Here is an 18,691-nt window from a genome sequence, read left to right as displayed (position 1 = left end):
ATAATAATGAAAACTGCAAAACTAGTATTACTTGGAGGATTTTTGGGAGCAGGTAAAACGACTACGATGATTAACTCAGCTTTAAAACTTGAAGAGCAAGGTTATCGTGTTGCTATTGTAACCAATGACCAAGGAAAAGAATTAATAGATACTGAACTGGCTCGTAAAAATGGTTTAGATACAAAAGAAGTGACAGGCGGTTGTTTCTGCTGTCAATTTGAAGATTTATACGAGAACTTAACTGGTTTATTAGAAGAAAAGCAGCCAGATGTAATTATTGCAGAGGCTGTAGGGAGTTGTACAGATCTAGCTGCTACCGTGATTCAGCCTTTAAAACAGTATTATTCAGAACAGTTTAAGACTGCACCTTTAACAATTGTGGTAGATCCAGCGAGATTAATGCATGAGCTTAATGCAACGGATGATACAAGACCTTCTTTTTCACAGTCAGTAAGCTATATTTTTGAAAAGCAATTAGCTGAAGCAGATATCATTGCGCTGAACAAATTAGATCGCTACTCTTCTGAAGAAGTTGAAAAACTATATAACTATTTACAACAACGTTATCCGCAAACTGTCATCCAAACAATCTCCGCAGAAAGAGGAGATAACCTTGATGTACTAACAGAAACATGGTTAACAACAGATTTGGGTGGAGATAAAGTGCTTGATATCGATTACGAACGATATGCAGAAGGAGAAGCTCAATTAGCGTGGATGAATATTTTGGGCGATTTAAGTTCTGATCAAGACGTAGATCCACGTCAGTGGGCTGAAAGCTTCTTAGATAAATTAAATACCCACTTTATAAGAGAAAAAATGGCTATTGCACATTTAAAAGTTCATGTAGGACTTGAAGAAGGATATGTGAAAGCGAGTATGGTTCATACAGGTGATGTACCAACATTTACTGAGGAAAACGTCCAAAATGCAAAACAACTACGTGTTGTTTTAAATATCCGTATTGAAGCATCTCCAGCTATCTTAAATCTGGTTGTAGCAGATGCGATTGGAGCTCTGAATAAAGAATTAGGTACAAAATGGAATGAAACATATAATGAGTGCTTTAGTCCACTACCACCAAAACCGGTTCATCGTTTATACGAAGTAATGTAAGGAGGAAAAATAAATGAAATCAAGTGATTTAATCGAAATTTTCCCGAGTATCCCAAGTGGTCAAGGAGATTGTTGTGATACAGATTCAGATTCAGCTACAGAAACTGGTTGCTGTGAAGATAGCCAAAATTTTTATGAAGAAAGTCTAGAGTTAAAGGATCAGTTAAAAGAGCACTTTGATAAATCAGTAAATGTACATCTTTATAATTATGATATTTCAATGGATCGAGTAATGGCTCAGAAAAAACTCAGTGAATTGATTAAAAAGAGAGGGTTTGAGTATATAAGTGAGGATACGATTCTTAAGTATGTAACACCAGCTGTTGTGGTAAATGGCAACTTAGTAAGCTTTGCTACTAAGCCTCACTTAGAATTGGTAATAAAAGAATTTAATTAAACGATAAGGAGTCAGCTTGCTGGCTCCTTATTCATAGAAAGACTTATAGATAAAACATTAGCTTCCTAAATAAAAAGATAAGCTTCCTTGAAGCTAAGAGACTATATCAGGATGAAAGGGTTTGAAGATAGAGATGCAAAATCAAAAGATAAGTACAGATATAGCAGTTCAAACAGGTTTAAGAAAGAAATTAAATATTGGAACTAACCCTTTAACAGGTTTAATCATTGCCATTTTAACTACAACTTTCTTTGTGATAACCAATATTGTGCCATCAGGGTCTTTTCTAACGTTTATGGGGTTATGTGTTGTTGCTTGGTTAGCAGCAGAAAATGGAGGAAATGATGTTTCTAAAGGCGTCTCCTCACTTGTAGCTTCTGGCTACGCTAGTGCGCTAACAGCCATAATATATGGTGTTGTCATGACCGTAATCGGAGGAGTATGCTCCTTCTTTCTTGCTTCTAAACTAGTTGGTTTATTTACTGCCGGATTAATGAATTCAGAATATCAACTCACAGGTATCATGGCTTTAGCCATGGCACTGGGGGCAACTCTTTGGGTAGCACTTGCCACTAAATTCTCATTACCTGTTTCTACAACACATGCCATTATCGGAGCAGTTATCTTAGTTGCATGCATCTCACAAGGTGTATCTAGTGTATTGTGGGGGAATCTTGGAAGTAAATTTGTTTTACCTTTACTTCTTAGTCCAGTATTAGGTTTATGTATAGCTTGGTTCCTTAATTTATTTGTAGACAAAATTAAAATCAATCCCCAAGTAGGAAAAGGTATTGGATGGATCTCTAGTGGTTTAATTTGTTTTGTTCGGTCGGTCAATGATACACCAAAAATTGTAGCAATTGCTTTACTAGTCTCTGTGTTAAATGGTTCCTCCGAGCAAGGCAGTACTTTACCTTTTTCATTCTTCATTTTAGTTACTGTAGCGATGAGCTTAGGGAGCTTAATTAAAGGGCTGCCAGTAACGGAATTATTAGCAAAAAAAGTGACTAAATTAGATGAAAATAGCTCTTTATCAGCAGTGCTTACTACTACCTCTTTAGTTATGGCCTCAAGTCAATTTGGGTTACCGGCTTCTACAACCCATGTAAGTACTTCTTCTATTATTGGAGCTGGATTAAAAAATGGACGAGAAGCAATGAATTTCGGAGTTATTAGAGAGATTATTCTATCCTGGGTTGTTACTTTACCGGGTGCCGGAATTATTGCAATGGTTTTCTACTATATTCTAAAGTTAATCCTTTAACAGCTATTATATTTTTATACAATTGACTAAATAAAAGCCTGCCTCCGTTAAGAGGTAGGCTTTTCATTTAACAGCAAGATTTAGTGTTCGGAGCTTTTTCGTTTGGTCCTACATCGGATCCAATTTTGTGAACATCACTATTAGCCTTTGTATAAAAGAATTCCCACTCATTTCCGTCTGGATCCGTTACCCAAAATTTATCTTGAACCGCATAACAACAAGTTGTATCCATTTCTTCACGAGCAAAGAAGCCTTCTTTTTCTAATCGTTCTTTATGAGCAGTTACTTCTTCCGCGTTATCAACTTGAAATCCAAAATGGTTCACTTGGTTCCCGTTCACTTCATCGCGCACATTTAAAGTAAAATTAAGCCCTGGCTCATCCAATACAAACTTAGCATAATCCACTTTTACCTTCTCAGGTTTTACTCCGAACACCTTTTGATAAAATTCAATTGATTGCTCCAAATTAGTTACGTTAATTCCTACATGAACATATTTCATTTAAAATTCCTCCTTAGTAGTGTAAAGGTTACATTAAATCAAAAAAAGTTGATTTATTAGGGAAAAAAACAAGGATAAATTTATCCTTTTGCATTTCTAAATAGACAACATAGCTCCTCAGACAATATATTATTTAGTTCTTCATTATTTAGATCATAGTAATTCCAAGTTCCCTTTTTTTCTTTCGTAATCAAATTCGCATCCAATAAAATTTTGAGGTGGTAGGATAGTTTAGATTGTGATATACCAAAAAATTCGGTTAAATCACATACACATGTTTGTCCTCGTTGACAAAGCTCATGCATAATTTCTAGTCTTTTTTGATCTGCAAGGGCTTTGAATTTCTGCTCATATTGTTCAAATGTTTGCTTCATATCCTTTACTATTTCCATTCTCTTTCTCCTTAATCAATTTTTTTTGATTTAATAAGTAAAAGTATTATATGCTTTTTCAAAATTTGTATACGTAGTCTTTCCACGTAGCATTGGATCATCGTGAAAAAAACGCTTAAAAATAAGGTTTTTAGCTCCATTTTTGTCTATACGTTGTGTATTAATTACTAATCGAAAATAAGCATGAAAATACTCAACAGATAAGTTTCCCGAATTGTTAATTCTCATTTTTTAACCTCACATTTAGTTAATCAAAATTTCTTGATGTATTAATCATATCGAAAAAATCCGTAAAAAGCAATCATTAGATCAAAAAAAATTGATATAATGATTTAAAGCTTAAGATAGGGGGATTTATGATGAACGTTCGAGTAATGAGAGAAGAGGACTTATCGCAAGTTTTAAGCATTTATAACGAAGGTATTGAAGACCGAATTGCTACTTTAGAGGAAGATGTAAAGGATTTACCTTACATAAAAGAATGGTTATATCATCGTAATGATCGGTATGAGGTTATTGTGGCCGAAAAAGATGGAGAAATAGTCGGATGGGCTTCTTTAAATCCTTATTCTCATCGCTGTGCATATAATGGCGTAGCTGATGTTTCCATCTATATTCAACGTGAGAGTCGAGGAAAGGGGATTGGAAAAGTTTTATTGCACACCTTAGAAATTGTAGCAAAGAAAAACAATTTTCATAAGCTAGTTCTATCGACTTTTCCTTTTAATGAAGCAGGTCAGAGATTATATCGTGGGTTAGGATATCGAGAAGTTGGCGTATTTTATGAGCAAGGAATATTAGATAATAAACATATAGATGTAATGATGATGGAGAAAATTATAGGTTAGTTTGCACCAGTCTCTAAAGAACACTTTTAGAGACTGTTTTTCGTATGCATAAATAGAAGTAGGTAGACGATATTTCCTAGATATAAGCATTTCTTTATATATAAGTGAATAACTATATCATTGTATGAAGATTAAAGGGGATGATGATATGAGTTATTAAATAAGATTGATCAATGTGAAATAGTGGATTAGGTATTAGAGTGTTTCGTGGATCTGAATCTGAAAGAGAGCTGGTAAATGAATGAATCATCCTGTGAGTAAACAACTATCATTTTTAGATCGATATTTAACACTATGGATTTTTTTAGCCATGTTTGTAGGGATTGGTTTAGGTTATGTATTTCCATCCTTTGTTGATGGACTTAACCACTTTCAAGTAGGAACAACGTCTATACCCTTAGCAATTGGTTTAATCTTGATGATGTATCCTCCACTGGCAAAAGTACGATACGAAAATATGGGCCATGTTTTTAAAGACAAAAAAGTCTTAGGAATATCTCTTTTACAGAACTGGATTATCGGCCCTATTCTCATGTTTTTGCTTGCCGTTATCTTTCTTAGGGATCAACCTGAGTACATGATTGGTTTGATTCTAATTGGACTAGCACGTTGTATTGCAATGGTTATTGTTTGGAATGAACTAGCAAAAGGAGATCGTGAATATGCTGCAGGCTTAGTAGCTCTTAATTCCATTTTCCAAGTCGTTTTCTACTCAATTTACGCATATTTGTTTGTAACGCTTATTCCAAAATGGCTGGGGCTTGAAAGCTTTGTTATTGATATTTCAATGAGTGAAGTAGCAAAGAGTGTGCTTATTTACTTAGGAATCCCTTTTTTAGCTGGTATACTGACTCGATTTATCTTTATAAGCTTAAAAGGAAAACAGTGGTATGAAAATGTATTGATACCAAAAATTAGTCCATTAACTCTTATTGCGCTCCTTTTTACGATTGTAGTTATGTTCTCGTTAAAGGGAGATATGATTATTCAATTACCTCTTGATGTCGTACGCATTGCTATACCACTTTTGATTTATTTTGTGTTGATGTTTTTTGTTTCGTTTTATCTAGGAAAAAGATCTGGTGCAAGTTATTCCGTAACAACTTCGTTATCCTTTACTGCATCAGGAAATAACTTTGAATTGGCGATTGCAGTGGCAATTGGTGTATTTGGCATTAATTCAGGAGCCGCATTTGCAGCTGTAATCGGACCTCTTGTTGAAGTTCCTGCACTCATTGCACTTGTAAATGCAGCATTTTGGTTAAAGAAGAAGTATTTTCAACCTCAAGAAAGGTAGATGACCTATAAGGGAATCGGAAAACCTTTTCCGATTCCTTTCTTATAAATACTTATGTATATAAGGGCCTTCATAACCTGCTACTTACATAATAAGAAGAAAACAAAGGCATCTTATGAGGGAATGACGAAGCAACTATTTTTCCTTTAAATTAATTAAAAAGGTTGTAAATCCAAAAGAAAGCGTGTATATTAACAATATAAATATATAAGCAAATTATTATATAAGGATTTATATCAGCTTAGGAGGTGTCCATTAATGAGCTTAAAAACTGTAGTTGAAATTGAAAAGGGAGCTCAGATACTAAAACTGTTGGGTGACAAAACACGTCTATCAATGATGAAACTGTTACAAACAAACGAATGTTGTGTTTGTGAGTTAGTAGAGATTTACAGAGCTAGTCAACCCTCAATTAGCCAACATCTACGAAAGTTAAAAGATGTAGGGCTAGTAAAGGAAAGAAGAAAAGGACAATGGATTTTTTATTCCCTTAATCAAGCATATGAACATTATGATTTTGTAAGCAATCTGCTTGATTCATTCCCAAGTCAAGATGAACACTTAATTGAATTAGAAAAACAAGGCTTACGTATTAGCTGTTGTGAGTAATTGGAGGTTTAAGCAGTGACATCAGTTGTGCTAGCATCACTGATCTTTTTAGTGACATTGGTTTTTGTTATTTGGCAGCCGAAAAACCTATCTATCGGTTGGTCAGCCTGTGGGGGAGCCGTTCTGGCTTTGCTGGCAGGAGTCGTTGATTTTCAAGATGTTCTGGATGTAACAAGCATCGTATGGAATGCGACCCTTACATTTATCGCCGTTATTATTATTTCCTTAATTTTAGACGAAATTGGTTTCTTTGAATGGGCAGCATTGCATATGGCGAGAGCTGCAGGTGGCAATGGTGTTCGTATGTTTGTATATGTTTCGCTACTTGGAGCCGTTGTGGCAGCCTTATTTGCTAACGATGGAGCAGCCTTAATTTTAACACCTATCGTACTTGCTATGGTACGAGCGTTAAAATTTGAAGATAAAATGGTCTTTCCATTCATTATTGCAAGTGGATTTATTGCGGATACAACGTCGTTACCACTTGTGGTAAGTAACTTAGTAAATATCGTATCAGCTGACTTCTTTGGTATTCGATTTTCTGAATTTGCTTCACGCATGATTGTACCAGATTTATTCGCACTTTTCGCAAGTATAGTCGTTTTGTATCTATATTTCCGAAAAAGCATTCCAAAAAAGTACAATGTAGCTGATCTACCAAAACCAGTTGAGGCCATTAAAGATGAAAAAATGTTCAAGTTATCAGGAATTGTATTAGTTGTTTTAGTCCTTGGCTATTTTGTAGGAGAATTCTTTGATATTCCAGTTTCCATTATTGCAGGAATTATTGCTATTTTCTTCTTAGGATTAGCAAGAACAAGTCCAGTAGTTGATACGAAAACCGTATTAAAAGGAGCTCCATGGGCGATTGTCTTTTTTTCTATCGGTATGTATGTCGTCGTATATGGCTTACGTAATGTTGGGTTAACGGAAGTACTGGCTGATGTCATTCAAGCAACAGCCGATCATGGCCTGTTTGCTGCAACGATTGGCATGGGATTCATTGCAGCCATTCTTTCATCTATTATGAACAACATGCCAACAGTCATGATTGACGCCTTAGCAATCGATGCAACGCATGCAACAGGCACAATTAAAGAAGCACTTATTTATGCTAATGTAATTGGTTCTGATTTAGGTCCAAAGATTACGCCAATCGGTTCTCTTGCCACGCTTTTATGGCTTCATGTTCTGTCAACAAAAGGCGTGAAAATTTCATGGGGAACCTATTTTAAAACAGGTATTATCTTAACCATCCCAACATTGTTTATTACGCTTGTTGGTTTATATATTTGGTTACTGATTATTTCATAACATATCATAAAGGAGATTTTACACATGTCTAAAAAAACACTTTACTTCTTATGTACAGGTAACTCTTGCCGTAGCCAAATGGCTGAAGGATGGGCAAAAAAATATCTAAATAATGAGGAATGGGATGTACGTAGTGCAGGATTAGAAGCTCATGGATTAAATCCTAACGCTGTAAAAGCAATGAAGGAAGCAGGTGTTGATATTTCAAACCAAACATCTGATGTCATTGATCCTGAAATTTTAAATAATGCGGATTTAGTGGTTACATTATGCGGTCATGCAGCAGATCACTGCCCAGTGACACCTCCTCATGTAAAACGTGAACATTGGGGATTTGATGATCCAGCAAAAGCAGAAGGCACAGATGAAGAGAAATGGGCATTCTTCCAACGTGTACGCGATGAAATTGGTGAGCGTATTCACCGTTTTTCTGAAACAGGTAAGTAATCATTAAAATTAAATAAGCCGAGAGAAGTTCTCTCGGCTTATCCTTTATCTCTTATATAAGTACATTATTATAAACTATTGTTAAGAAAGTATAGTCTACATAAAGGGGGATGAAAGTTATGAAGAAAGTAGAGATCTTTGATCCAGCTATGTGTTGTTCAACAGGGGTTTGTGGTCCTAGTGTTGATCCTGAACTAACAAGGGTAGCTTCAGCTGTGTTTGCCTTGGAGAAAAAAGGGTTTGATATTACACGTTATAACTTAACAAGCGAACCAGGCAAATTTATTGAACAAACGGAAGTAAATAAAATCCTTGTGAATAAAGGCCCTGATGCATTACCAGTTATCGTAGTGAATGGCAATGTTGAAAAGGTAGGAAGCTATCCAACTAATGAAGAGTTAGCTAATTGGTTTGGTGTTGAACAAGAAGAGCTAAAAGGCGAAAAACCACGCATGCCTATTAAATTAAATATTAACAATCTGAAATAGGGAGGCAAATGAGATGTTCCAACCTTTTCAACCCGAAAAAATTGTTCAGACACCTTTTTTATTCTTTACAGGTAAAGGCGGCGTTGGTAAAACGTCGACAGCCTGCGCAGTAGCTGTATCGCTAGCAGATAAAGGTCACAAAGTACTTATTGTCAGTACAGATCCTGCTTCAAATTTACAAGACGTTTTCGAAGTAGAACTGACAAACGAACCAAATGAAATACCGAATGTAAGGAACTTATATGCTTGTAACCTAGACCCAGAAGAAGCAGCAAAAACATACCGTGAAAAAGTTGTAGGACCTTATCGTGGCAAGCTTCCTGACTCTGTTGTATCTACTATGGAAGAACAGTTATCTGGAGCTTGTACTGTAGAGATTGCTGCATTTGATGAATTCACAAACTTGTTAGCAAATGAAGAAATGGTGAATCAATTTGATTACATTCTGTTTGATACCGCACCAACAGGGCATACACTTCGTTTATTACAATTACCAACTGCGTGGACCGGATTCTTAGAAGAGAGCACACACGGGGCTTCGTGTTTAGGGCCGTTATCAGGTCTCGATGAAAAGAAAGGTCTATATGCTAAAACTGTAGAAGCTTTATCAAACCCAGAGCAAACAACATTAATGTTAGTTGCACGTCCTGATGTATCCTCTTTAGAAGAAGCCAATCGTACTTTGAAGGAACTAAAAGAGATTGGTATTTTACATCAAAACTTAATTGTGAACGGTTTAATGCAGCAGCATGTAAATGAGGACGAAATTTCAACAGCATTTTACAGTCGCCAACAGCAAGCATTAAAGCAAATACCTGAGGAACTAAAACAAATGGCTATATATTCAGTACCTTACGTATCTTATCCTTTAACAGGAATTTCTCATCTTCGTTATTTATTTAAATCGTACACGTTACCGGCGACAGAGATAAAAGACATAGACTTCTCTCCACAAAATCTTTGTGGATTGAAAGATGTTGTAGAAGATTTTTCTGTAAATGGAACCAAAGTCATCTTTACTATGGGGAAAGGTGGAGTTGGTAAGACAACCGTAGCCTCTGCTATCGCAGTAGGGTTGGTTGAAAAAGGCCATCGTGTTCACCTAACTACGACAGATCCTGCAGCACATCTGGACTTTGTCATTAGTAATAGCGAGGCTAGAGAGTTACTAAGTATTAGTCGTATTGATCCTAAGGCTGAAGTAGAATCATATAAAAATGAAGTATTAGCAAAAGCAAGTGAAGAACTTGATGAAGACGGTATTGCTTATATTCAAGAAGACTTAAATTCACCTTGTACAGAAGAAATTGCTGTATTTCGTGCATTTGCCGATGTAGTCGCAAAATCCAATGATGAAATTGTCGTTATAGATACCGCACCAACAGGGCATACTTTACTCTTGCTTGATGCAACTGAGTCCTATCATAAAGAATTAGAGAAAGCTACAGGGGAAGTTCCTGAAAGTGTCAAAACATTATTACCACGTTTACGTAACCCAAAAGAAACCAGCGTGGTTATTGTGACGCTTGCTGAAGCTACACCTGTGTTGGAAGCAAGCCGGCTTCAAGAAGACTTGAAAAGAGCTCAAATTACTCCAAAATGGTGGATTGTTAACCAAAGCCTATATGCAACGGATACAAAGGATGTAATTTTAAAGGGAAGAGCACAAGCTGAAAAAGCCTGGATTAAGAGAGTAAGTAATGAACTAACGTCTAATTGCGCAATTATTCCATGGCAATCGGAAGAAAAAATCGGTTATGAGAAAGTCAAAGAATATATTCAATAGCTAAAAGTGGAAAGTAGCCTGTTTTAATATTGATTTAAACACTAAAATTGTAGAGGTGGACAACATGAGTAACAAAAATTATCAAGCATTGATTGACGATCGCATTTTTATCGGTGGTGCAGCCGATGTAAAAGAAATGATGGAGAATGATAAAGCAGATGTCATTTATGACTTACGTGCAGAAGCATTGGAACATGATGCTCCAGAAGTACGTGTACACACACCAATTGTAGATGATACGGAAAATCAAGATGAATCTATTCAAAAAGCAATTAACGAAGTAGTTAAGTCTTACAAGGAAGGAAAAAAGATTTACTTCCATTGTGCTGGAGGAAGTAATAGAACTGGCACGGTTGCAATCGGAACTCTATTAGCACTAGGAGAAACTGATTCTATCGCAGAAGCTGAAGAAAAAGCAAAAGCAGCTCGTGCTAAAATTAATGTAAAACCTGAGATGAAAGCTTCACTTCAACGCTTATTTCCAGAAGCTTAACCAATAAATATAATTAAAGATAGGGAGAGATTAGATGAATATCACAGATGGAGCTAAAAAGATGTTAGAAGATGTATTCGCTAAACAAGGGGCTAAAGGGATTCGTTTTTACTCGGAAGGCGCTGGATGCTGCGGACCTCAAGTAGGGCTATCATTAGACGAACCTACTGAGAATGATACAGTCCAAGAAGTTAACGGTATTCAAGTAGCAATTGAAAATACAGTACTATCTACAACGCAAGAACTTACGCTTGATGTTCAAGAAGGTCCTCAAGGTACAGGATTTGTATTGGTAGGAATGGATAATAGTTGTTGCTAATTAAATAGTAAACGTTGAGACTGTAGAGAGGTTTTTTCTACAGTCTTAACGTTTACTTATAAGATATTTAAAAAGTAATTTGTTGTTATAAAAACAAAAGGGTTGTTATATATTTAGTGTATCAAGATAAAAGATAGGTCTCCAAAATTTTATATACCTACTATTGTTTTTGTGGTTTATATATCGTAAAATCGCGATATAATATTGCATTAGAGGAGACTATAAAATGATAAATGAAGAAGTTCAAATGTTCCTTAAAGCACTAGCTAATGAAAAAAGACAGGAAATTATGTTCTTATTCTTGGATAAAAGAGAGGTAACAGTCAATCAGGTAGCTTCCTTAGTGAAAATCGGCCAATCTACGGCTTCCGAACAACTAACAAGATTAAAAAAAGCAGGACTCCTTACTTCACGAAAAGAGGGGAAAGAGGTATATTACTCACCTCAACAAGATAAGATTATGGAGTTATTAGAAAATCTAAATGTATTAATCAAAAATTGCTGTAAATGAACATATAGTGATTTTACTATATGTTTTTTTATTATATAACATATCGTAAAAATACGATATATAAAAGGGGGATTTTTGTGAAAAATATATTTGATACGGTTGTAATCGGATCTGGGCAAGCAGGATTAGCCACAGCTTATTATTTACAAAAAAATAATTTAACCTATCTTGTTCTTGAAGCAAGTGAACAAACAGCAGGATCTTGGCCTAGTTATTATGATAGTCTAACCTTATTTTCTCCTGCGCGTTATTCTTCTCTTCCTGGATACCAGTTTCCCGGAGATCTGGAACGTTACCCTACAAAAAAAGAAGTTATATCTTACCTTATAGAGTATGCAAATCATTTTGATTTCAATATTTCTACTGGAGAAAAGGTAACGGACGTACAGAAGAACCAAGGTATTTTTCAAATCTCTACCTCAAAGGAAAACATATTTTATGCGAAATCAGTAGTATCAGCCACAGGTGATTTTGCACGTAAATATATACCAGACATTGATGGAATTGATGTATTTAAAGGCGTGAAGATACACTCAAGTGAATACAAAAATGTAGAAAAATATAAAGGCCAACGTATTATTGTGGTTGGAGGTGGAAACTCAGCTGTTCAGATAGCATTTGAGCTAGCACAAGTATCTAACGTTTCAATAGCTACACGTAGGCCACTTTCCTTTACACCACAGAGATTATTGGGGAAGGATATACATTTTTGGTTAATAATCACGGGTGTTGATTATCTTCCTCTGGAATTCAAAGCCTCAGTTTTAGATTTAGGTATCTATCAACAGGCAATTATAAATAATAAACCCAACCGAGTATCTACGTTTACATCTTTTACAGAACAAGGGGTTACATGGGAAGATGGAAAAGAGGAAAAAGTGGATACAGTCATCTTTGCTACAGGATATCGACCAAATGTTGGATATCTAAAACCCCTCAATGGAGCTTTAAATACTTTAGGTAGTCCGTTGCAAAGAAAAGGAGTTAGTCAGACAATTAAGGGTTTATATTATGTAGGTCTTTCATGGCAACGATCATTTTCATCGGCAACGATTCGCGGGGTAGGGTCGGATGCAAAATATGTGGTTAAGCAAATAAAGCGTTTAGCAAAGATTTAAAAGTTATAATCTTAAAAGTAAAAGAAGAGAGACTTTAAGAATAAAATAAAAAGCTACCTAAAAAAAGGAATTGACGTTCCTAACCTCTTAGCATGCTCCCTAATTTAAAATTTATTTTCTATTTAATAAATTTCACAAAATTAATAGATCTCGTTATGTTTATTAAACTGAACGTTAGTCTATTGTAATAGAGAGAGCAAATTTAAGGGAGGAATTTTTGTATGTCTCATGAAAATTATCAATCGGTTATTCAAACATTACATGAATGTATGACTGCATGTAATCATTGCTATGATGCATGTTTAAAAGAAGAGAATGTTAATATGATGGTGGATTGTATTCGTCTTGATCGTGAATGTGCAGATATTTGTGCATACCTAGAACAAGCTTTGGGAAGAGGAACCCCCTTTGTTTCTGAATTAGCTCAAGTATGTGCTCAAATTTGTGAAGCATGTGGAAATGAGTGCAAAAAACATAATCATGAACATTGTCAAAAGTGTGCGGATGCTTGTTTGAAATGCGGAGAAGAATGTAGAAAATTAGCAGTATAGAGGAAATTTCTAAAGGTTGTTTCCCTCTTTATTTTAAATTAAAGATGTAAAGAGCAAAAAACTGCCCCTAAAATCATGTTTTAGGGGCAGTTTCTATGCCATATATATCTTACACTTAGTAACCTTTGAGTATATTTTATTTAGCTGAAAGTTCACTTTCCGTGACCCACTTGTGATTTTTTACTTTTTCTCCACCAGTTGTTGGGGTGTAATCGACCATATAGACAGTAGTTTTTTCAGCTGAATCGATAGTAGCCTTAGCACCTTTCATACCTTCCATGTGATCTGCTTCTAGAGTAACTTCATCTCCTGCTTTGAACGTTTTACCATCAGCATCCTTAAGCTCCTCTTGAATGACCCACTTGTGGTTTGTTACTTTTTCTCCACCAGTTGTTGGTGTATAAGAAACTGTATAGACTGTGGTATCGTAAGCTCCAACAATCGTTGCTTTCGCACCATCCATACCTTCCATGTGATCTGCATTAATAACTGCTTGGCTTCCTACTTCATACTTTGGATTCTTAGCTTCTTGTAGACCTTCAGGGACTTCACCTGAAGTAGAATGGTTCATTTCTGAGTGATCCATTTCTGACTTATTCATGTTAGAATGGTCCATTTCAGATTGATTTGATTCCTTCTTAGTATCTGAATCACTACCATTGGAATTATTTCCACACCCACTTAATCCTATAATTGTAGCTACACCCAGAATAAAAAGTTGCTTTTTCATTGTCATCCCTCTTTCTGAGCAACAGAATTTGCTCTTTAATAAAATAAAGATATACATTGACAGATGTAAAACTAAAAGAAAAATATATAAATCTTTTTATAACTAATTTACCTTTTCCTACATTCATTAATTTATATCAGATATAATGAACTGATTTTTATAAAAAGCTCACTTTTCACATTGTTTCTTTAGCATAAATAAATTTTGTGCAGTTTTTGTGCAGTTTTTATAAAATTTATAATAAAATTAATGACTTTTCCTTTTCGAAGATGTAAATAAATAAAAAGAGGAGCTATTTAGCTCCTTTCATTAATCAATAATTAATTCTTTTAGCACCTATATACCTTTGAGACCAATAACTGTTACTCATTTCAGTAATTCCTACCCCTTTTGAAGAGGAACTATGTAGAAACTTTCCATTGCCTAGATAGATACCGGCATGTGATGCGCCTGGCTTATACGTTTCAAAGAAAACAAGGTCTCCTACACTTGGAGTTTTAACAGATACTCCAACTTTATAAATTTCTGCAACCGTACGTGGTAATTTAACGCCAAGTGCCTCTTTATATACGTAATCAAGGAATCCACTACAATCGAAACCACTTGGTGTAGTTCCTCCCCAAACATATTTTACACCCATGTATTTCTTACCTGTGTTAATTAATTTTGAAGCGCCAGATGTAGTAGTAGTACTTGATGTTGAAGGCTTAGATGAAGTAGAAGCTGAACCTGAGCTCCCTAGTGCCTTCCATGTAGCCGGACCTACAATTCCATCTGCTACTAATCTATTAGCTTTTTGAAAGTTAACAACAGCTTGTTTTGTAACAGATCCAAAATAAGTTGTTGTTGTGCTATTTTTAAAATAGCCTTTTTGTTTTAAGGTTTGTTGTAATTTCTGAACATCTGAACTTGTCATTCCTTGCTTTAAAACTTTTCTGCCAGCAGTAGATGTATTTGAGCTCTGATTACTGCCAGCTACCTTTAACGCCTTAAAAGTGGCTGGTCCAACTACACCGTCTGTTGCTAATCTATTAGCTTTTTGAAAGTTAACAACAGCTTGTTTTGTAGTAGATCCAAAATAAGTTGTTGTTGTCCCATTTTTAAAATAACCTTTTTGTTTTAATACCTGTTGTAACTCTTTTACATCGTTATTCTTCATTCCAGTTCTTAGTGTTTGATCACCCAAGGCTGCGTTACTAACAATTGGACTTGCAAATAAAGCGCTTGCGACTGTCATCGTTGCTATGATTTTTTTCATCTATTTGGAACCTCCTGAATATTCTTCCTCGTAAACTATTGTTATCATACCACCGTTCGACATGATTAGATAATTAAGAATGGTTTACAAAAGTATGGAGAAATTAAGGAGATTTGTAGTTTTTTACATTTTTACTCTAATGTAAAATGTAAAACCATCTTTGCTAATGAAGCTTCTAAGACACACGATTTAGATTTAGGAATCCACTGTTATGGTCCCTTTCATACCCAGTTGTTCATGACTTGGTAAGGTACAATAGAAGTTATAAATCCCGTCTTGAGTAAATGTTACCGTTACTTGACTTGTCTTTCCTGGGGTAGCATGGAGGTGTAGTGCATTATTACCTTCATGGTGATGAGCACTTCCACTCTGAACCTTAATCCCTTTGGCTTGTTTAAATTCCAAATCATGTTCAATTTTTCCTTTGTTTTCTAACCTTAGTGTAACAGTTTGTCCTTTTTTAATAGAAAAATTATACGGCGTATACTGATATTCTTCGCTAGATATAACCATTGCATTGGAATTACTACCACTATATTGAGTGGAACTACTAGTAGGATTTTGGTGCAATTGATGGTTATTACTGAAGTTATTGTTTGCTGTATTAACTACTGGTCCTAATTGATGAAATAAAATAAAGAAACTTGCCATAATTATTGCATAGATAAAGGGATTCTGAAGATAACGTATTCTCTTTGACTTTTGATGAAAAACATAACATATGATGAGACTTATAGTAAAGACATATAAAGTAAATAGGATCTTAATGAGTGTATCTGCATATTGAGTTGCTACCATATCCCCAAGCATAGCACCCATCATTCCGCCCATCATTGCAGACATAATACTTTCTACCATAGTTAATACGCCTAGAGATCCTGTTATTATATAAATAAACACAACACATATTCCCATGCTTAAAATAGTAGACATGAATAAATTACCTTTTAACATAACGCCGAGAAGCGTTCCTATTAATAAACTAGTTATCATTCCGATGCTCATTCCAAGAGTCATACTCGTCATTTTCTCTATAGTATGTTTGTACCTATTGCTTGAAAAAGAGATATATCCAGCTGATAAGATAACAACTATAATCATGATAAAAAATGATATATTCACTATTTTCACCTCAGACTAAAAAGAAGTTTGTTCATGTATATGTGTACAAGCTTCTTTTTAGTCTGTTTGTACCTACAAAGAAATTTAATATTATGATTTTTCACTATTCCATACATTCTACAAATTTAATTGTTAAATTTCACTTAAGGTGGTGCATCCCATAGTTCCATCTTTTAAGAAATTTTATAAAAGTAGGTGAGCCGAATGTGTGGTTATGTTGGATATGTATTAAATTCTTCTCCATCATTTAAGAAGATTTCACACACCGTAGATATAAAGCAACTAAATTCAATGATTTACCACAGAGGTCCTGACAACCAAGGTTATTACAAAGATGATTATGTATATTTAGGATTTAGCAGATTAAGTATTATTGACTTAGAACAAGGGAACCAACCTCTTTCTTATGACGATGAAAATTACTGGATTGTATTTAACGGTGAAATATATAACTATGTAGAAATTAAAGAAAACTTAATCAAAAAGGGATATGAGTTTCGAACTTCTTCAGATACTGAAGTATTATTAGCCTTATATAAAGATCAAAAAGAAAAAGCTTTAAAACATCTAAGAGGAATGCTTTCATTTGTAATTTGGGACAAGCGTGAGCAACTTTTGTTTGGAGCAAGGGATCCATTTGGAATTAAGCCTTTTTATTACCTTGAAAGAGATGACAAATTGTTCTTTAGCTCTGAGAAAAAAAGCCTGTTGGAAACAAAGACAATACCTATAATTTCCCGGACATCCTTACAGCATTACTTTAGCTATCAATATGTTCCGGAACCTGAGACGATGGATGTTGATATTAAAAAGTTACAGCCTGGTCATTACTTTACAAAAAAGTTAAATCAGAATCTAAAGATTCAACAGTATTGTGAAGCTTATTTTTCTCCAAAGCATAAAGCAGAAGATGAATTTATCAAAGAAATACGAGAAGCTTTAAAGGATTCTGTAAGGCTTCATATGAGGAGTGATGTTCCAGTAGGTTCATTCCTTTCTGGTGGAATTGATTCAAGTTTAATTGCATCCATTGCCAAAGAGTTCCATCCAGATTTAAAGACATTTTCTGTAGGATTTGAGACAGAAGGATATAGTGAAATGGATATAGCAAAAGAAACGGCAGAGAAATTGGGCTTAGAAAATATTCAATATACAATAACACCAGAAGAATTTGTTCACGAACTTCCAAAGATTGTATGGCATTTAGATGACCCTCTTGCGGATCCAGCAGCTGTCCCTTTATACTTTTTAGCACGTGAAGCAAGAAAACATGTAAAGGTTGTCCTTTCTGGAGAAGGCGCAGATGAATTGTTTGGAGGGTATAACATATATAGAGAACCCCATTCACTAAGGTTCTTTAAATACATCCCTTCAGGCCTTCATGAGACACTAAACCAAATAAGTAATATCATTCCACAAGGCATAAAAGGAAAAAGTTTGTTGGAGCGTGGAACTACACCACTTCAACAGCGTTACATTGGGAATGCAAAAATCTTCACTGAACTTGAAAAATCAAAAATTATATCTTCCTATAAGGAATATATAGAGTATACAGATATTACATCCCCGTATTATGCTAAAGCTCATGATTATGATGATGTAAGTAAAATGCAGTTTATAGACTTTCATACTTGGTTAAGGGGGGATATCTTATTAAAGGCTGATAAAATGACTATGGCACATTCATTAGAGTTACGTGTTCCATTCCTTGATACTAAGGTTTTTGAGGTTGCAAACAAAATTCCCACTAATTTAAAGATCGCTAATAATACAACCAAGTATATTTTACGTAAGGCAGCTGAAGGGATCGTTCCGGATCATGTTCTTAGACGTCGTAAATTAGGTTTTCCTGTTCCTATTCGTCATTGGTTAAAGCATGAACTTTATGATTGGGCTATAGACTTAGTAAACAATAGCAATACGAAGCATCTACTTAATAAAGAAGTTATTATAACTCTTATTGAACAACATGCATTAGGTAAGTTTGATAACAGTCGGAAGATATGGACCGTATTAATATTCCTCTTATGGTATCAAGTGTTTTTTGAGCAAGATTATGATTTTGCTGCTGATTACACGATGAAACAAAAAGGAATAGCCTTGAACTAAAATAAAACCAATGGCTTTTA

General features: G+C 34.9%; 21 protein-coding genes. 16 read left to right on the top strand and 5 right to left on the bottom strand.

All coding sequences use genetic code 11. The features are described from left to right. Positions 1-6: 6 nt before the first annotated feature. The 3 genes from AC0C45_RS26105 (at position 7) to AC0C45_RS26095 (ending at position 2,777) form a co-directional block, all read left to right on the top strand. Positions 7-1,116, top strand: a complete 1,110-nt coding sequence (locus AC0C45_RS26105) for a GTP-binding protein (protein ID WP_237894571.1) — start codon at positions 7-9, stop codon at positions 1,114-1,116. Positions 1,117-1,129: 13 nt separating this feature from the next. Then, complete coding sequence (vcpD, locus tag AC0C45_RS26100; RefSeq protein ID WP_237894572.1) at positions 1,130-1,513, top strand: ArsD-related vicinal cysteine protein VcpD; 384 nt, start codon at positions 1,130-1,132, stop codon at positions 1,511-1,513. Positions 1,514-1,634: 121 nt separating this feature from the next. Further along, entirely contained in the window at positions 1,635-2,777 is a 1,143-nt protein-coding gene (locus AC0C45_RS26095) for an inorganic phosphate transporter (RefSeq protein WP_237894573.1), read from the top strand. Between the two features lie 67 nt (positions 2,778-2,844). Here AC0C45_RS26095 and AC0C45_RS26090 read toward each other — a convergent pair whose 3' ends face one another. Both AC0C45_RS26090 and AC0C45_RS26085 read right to left on the bottom strand, forming a co-directional pair. Further along, on the bottom strand, positions 2,845-3,279 hold the full coding sequence (locus AC0C45_RS26090) for an ArsI/CadI family heavy metal resistance metalloenzyme (protein WP_472929044.1): 435 nt from the start codon (positions 3,277-3,279) through the stop codon (positions 2,845-2,847). An 80-nt stretch (positions 3,280-3,359) separates the two neighbouring features. After that, a complete protein-coding gene (locus AC0C45_RS26085; protein WP_306437928.1) occupies positions 3,360-3,671 on the bottom strand; it encodes an ArsR/SmtB family transcription factor in 312 nt (103 codons plus the stop codon). A 359-nt stretch (positions 3,672-4,030) separates the two neighbouring features. On the opposite strand from AC0C45_RS26085, the gene AC0C45_RS26080 reads away from it, so the two are divergent. The 12 genes from AC0C45_RS26080 to AC0C45_RS26025 all read left to right on the top strand — a co-directional run bounded on the left by AC0C45_RS26080 (position 4,031) and on the right by AC0C45_RS26025 (position 13,452). Then, complete coding sequence (locus AC0C45_RS26080) at positions 4,031-4,519, top strand: arsinothricin resistance N-acetyltransferase ArsN1 family A (RefSeq protein ID WP_372588407.1); 489 nt, start codon at positions 4,031-4,033, stop codon at positions 4,517-4,519. Between the two features lie 241 nt (positions 4,520-4,760). After that, complete coding sequence (gene arsB / locus AC0C45_RS26075) at positions 4,761-5,816, top strand: ACR3 family arsenite efflux transporter (RefSeq protein WP_237894576.1); 1,056 nt, start codon at positions 4,761-4,763, stop codon at positions 5,814-5,816. A 258-nt stretch (positions 5,817-6,074) separates the two neighbouring features. After that, positions 6,075-6,425, top strand: a complete 351-nt coding sequence (locus tag AC0C45_RS26070; protein ID WP_237894577.1) for an ArsR/SmtB family transcription factor — start codon at positions 6,075-6,077, stop codon at positions 6,423-6,425. A 15-nt stretch (positions 6,426-6,440) separates the two neighbouring features. Next, positions 6,441-7,739: an arsenic transporter gene (locus AC0C45_RS26065; protein ID WP_257064479.1), complete on the top strand. Its 1,299-nt coding sequence runs from the start codon at positions 6,441-6,443 to the stop codon at positions 7,737-7,739. 24 nt (positions 7,740-7,763) lie between these two features. Further along, positions 7,764-8,186 carry an arsenate reductase (thioredoxin) gene (gene arsC / locus AC0C45_RS26060; protein ID WP_237894579.1) on the top strand — a complete coding sequence of 141 codons (423 nt, stop codon included), beginning with the start codon at positions 7,764-7,766 and terminating at the stop codon, positions 8,184-8,186. A gap of 119 nt (positions 8,187-8,305) precedes the next feature. Then, complete coding sequence (arsD, locus tag AC0C45_RS26055) at positions 8,306-8,674, top strand: arsenite efflux transporter metallochaperone ArsD (protein ID WP_237894580.1); 369 nt, start codon at positions 8,306-8,308, stop codon at positions 8,672-8,674. A 13-nt stretch (positions 8,675-8,687) separates the two neighbouring features. After that, a complete protein-coding gene (gene arsA, locus AC0C45_RS26050; RefSeq protein WP_472929043.1) occupies positions 8,688-10,460 on the top strand; it encodes an arsenical pump-driving ATPase in 1,773 nt (590 codons plus the stop codon). A 64-nt stretch (positions 10,461-10,524) separates the two neighbouring features. Beyond that, positions 10,525-10,953 (top strand): protein-tyrosine phosphatase family protein, encoded by a 429-nt coding sequence (locus tag AC0C45_RS26045; RefSeq protein ID WP_237894582.1) that lies wholly within the window; start codon positions 10,525-10,527, stop codon positions 10,951-10,953. 34 nt (positions 10,954-10,987) lie between these two features. Beyond that, positions 10,988-11,272 (top strand): adhesin, encoded by a 285-nt coding sequence (locus AC0C45_RS26040; protein ID WP_237894583.1) that lies wholly within the window; start codon positions 10,988-10,990, stop codon positions 11,270-11,272. 226 nt (positions 11,273-11,498) lie between these two features. Continuing rightward, entirely contained in the window at positions 11,499-11,783 is a 285-nt protein-coding gene (locus AC0C45_RS26035) for an ArsR/SmtB family transcription factor (RefSeq protein WP_237894584.1), read from the top strand. A 77-nt stretch (positions 11,784-11,860) separates the two neighbouring features. After that, positions 11,861-12,901, top strand: coding sequence for a flavin-containing monooxygenase (locus AC0C45_RS26030; RefSeq protein ID WP_472929042.1), 1,041 nt, complete (start codon positions 11,861-11,863; stop codon positions 12,899-12,901). A 221-nt stretch (positions 12,902-13,122) separates the two neighbouring features. Further along, on the top strand, positions 13,123-13,452 hold the full coding sequence (locus tag AC0C45_RS26025; protein ID WP_237894586.1) for a four-helix bundle copper-binding protein: 330 nt from the start codon (positions 13,123-13,125) through the stop codon (positions 13,450-13,452). Positions 13,453-13,588: 136 nt separating this feature from the next. Here AC0C45_RS26025 and AC0C45_RS26020 read toward each other — a convergent pair whose 3' ends face one another. From AC0C45_RS26020 to AC0C45_RS26010, 3 genes are all read right to left on the bottom strand, one after another. Continuing rightward, positions 13,589-14,182, bottom strand: a complete 594-nt coding sequence (locus AC0C45_RS26020) for a YdhK family protein (RefSeq protein ID WP_237894587.1) — start codon at positions 14,180-14,182, stop codon at positions 13,589-13,591. A gap of 313 nt (positions 14,183-14,495) precedes the next feature. Then, positions 14,496-15,440: a C40 family peptidase gene (locus AC0C45_RS26015; RefSeq protein ID WP_257064472.1), complete on the bottom strand. Its 945-nt coding sequence runs from the start codon at positions 15,438-15,440 to the stop codon at positions 14,496-14,498. 195 nt (positions 15,441-15,635) lie between these two features. Continuing rightward, positions 15,636-16,562, bottom strand: a complete 927-nt coding sequence (locus AC0C45_RS26010; protein ID WP_237894589.1) for a cupredoxin domain-containing protein — start codon at positions 16,560-16,562, stop codon at positions 15,636-15,638. 204 nt (positions 16,563-16,766) lie between these two features. On the opposite strand from AC0C45_RS26010, the gene asnB reads away from it, so the two are divergent. Continuing rightward, entirely contained in the window at positions 16,767-18,671 is a 1,905-nt protein-coding gene (gene asnB / locus AC0C45_RS26005; RefSeq protein WP_237894590.1) for an asparagine synthase (glutamine-hydrolyzing), read from the top strand. Positions 18,672-18,691: the final 20 nt, after the last annotated feature.

The sequence above is a fragment of the Priestia sp. VA7 genome (assembly GCF_055710015.1).
The sequence above is the reverse complement of the archived record's forward strand: the minus strand, read 5'-3'. Positions and strand labels throughout refer to the sequence as shown.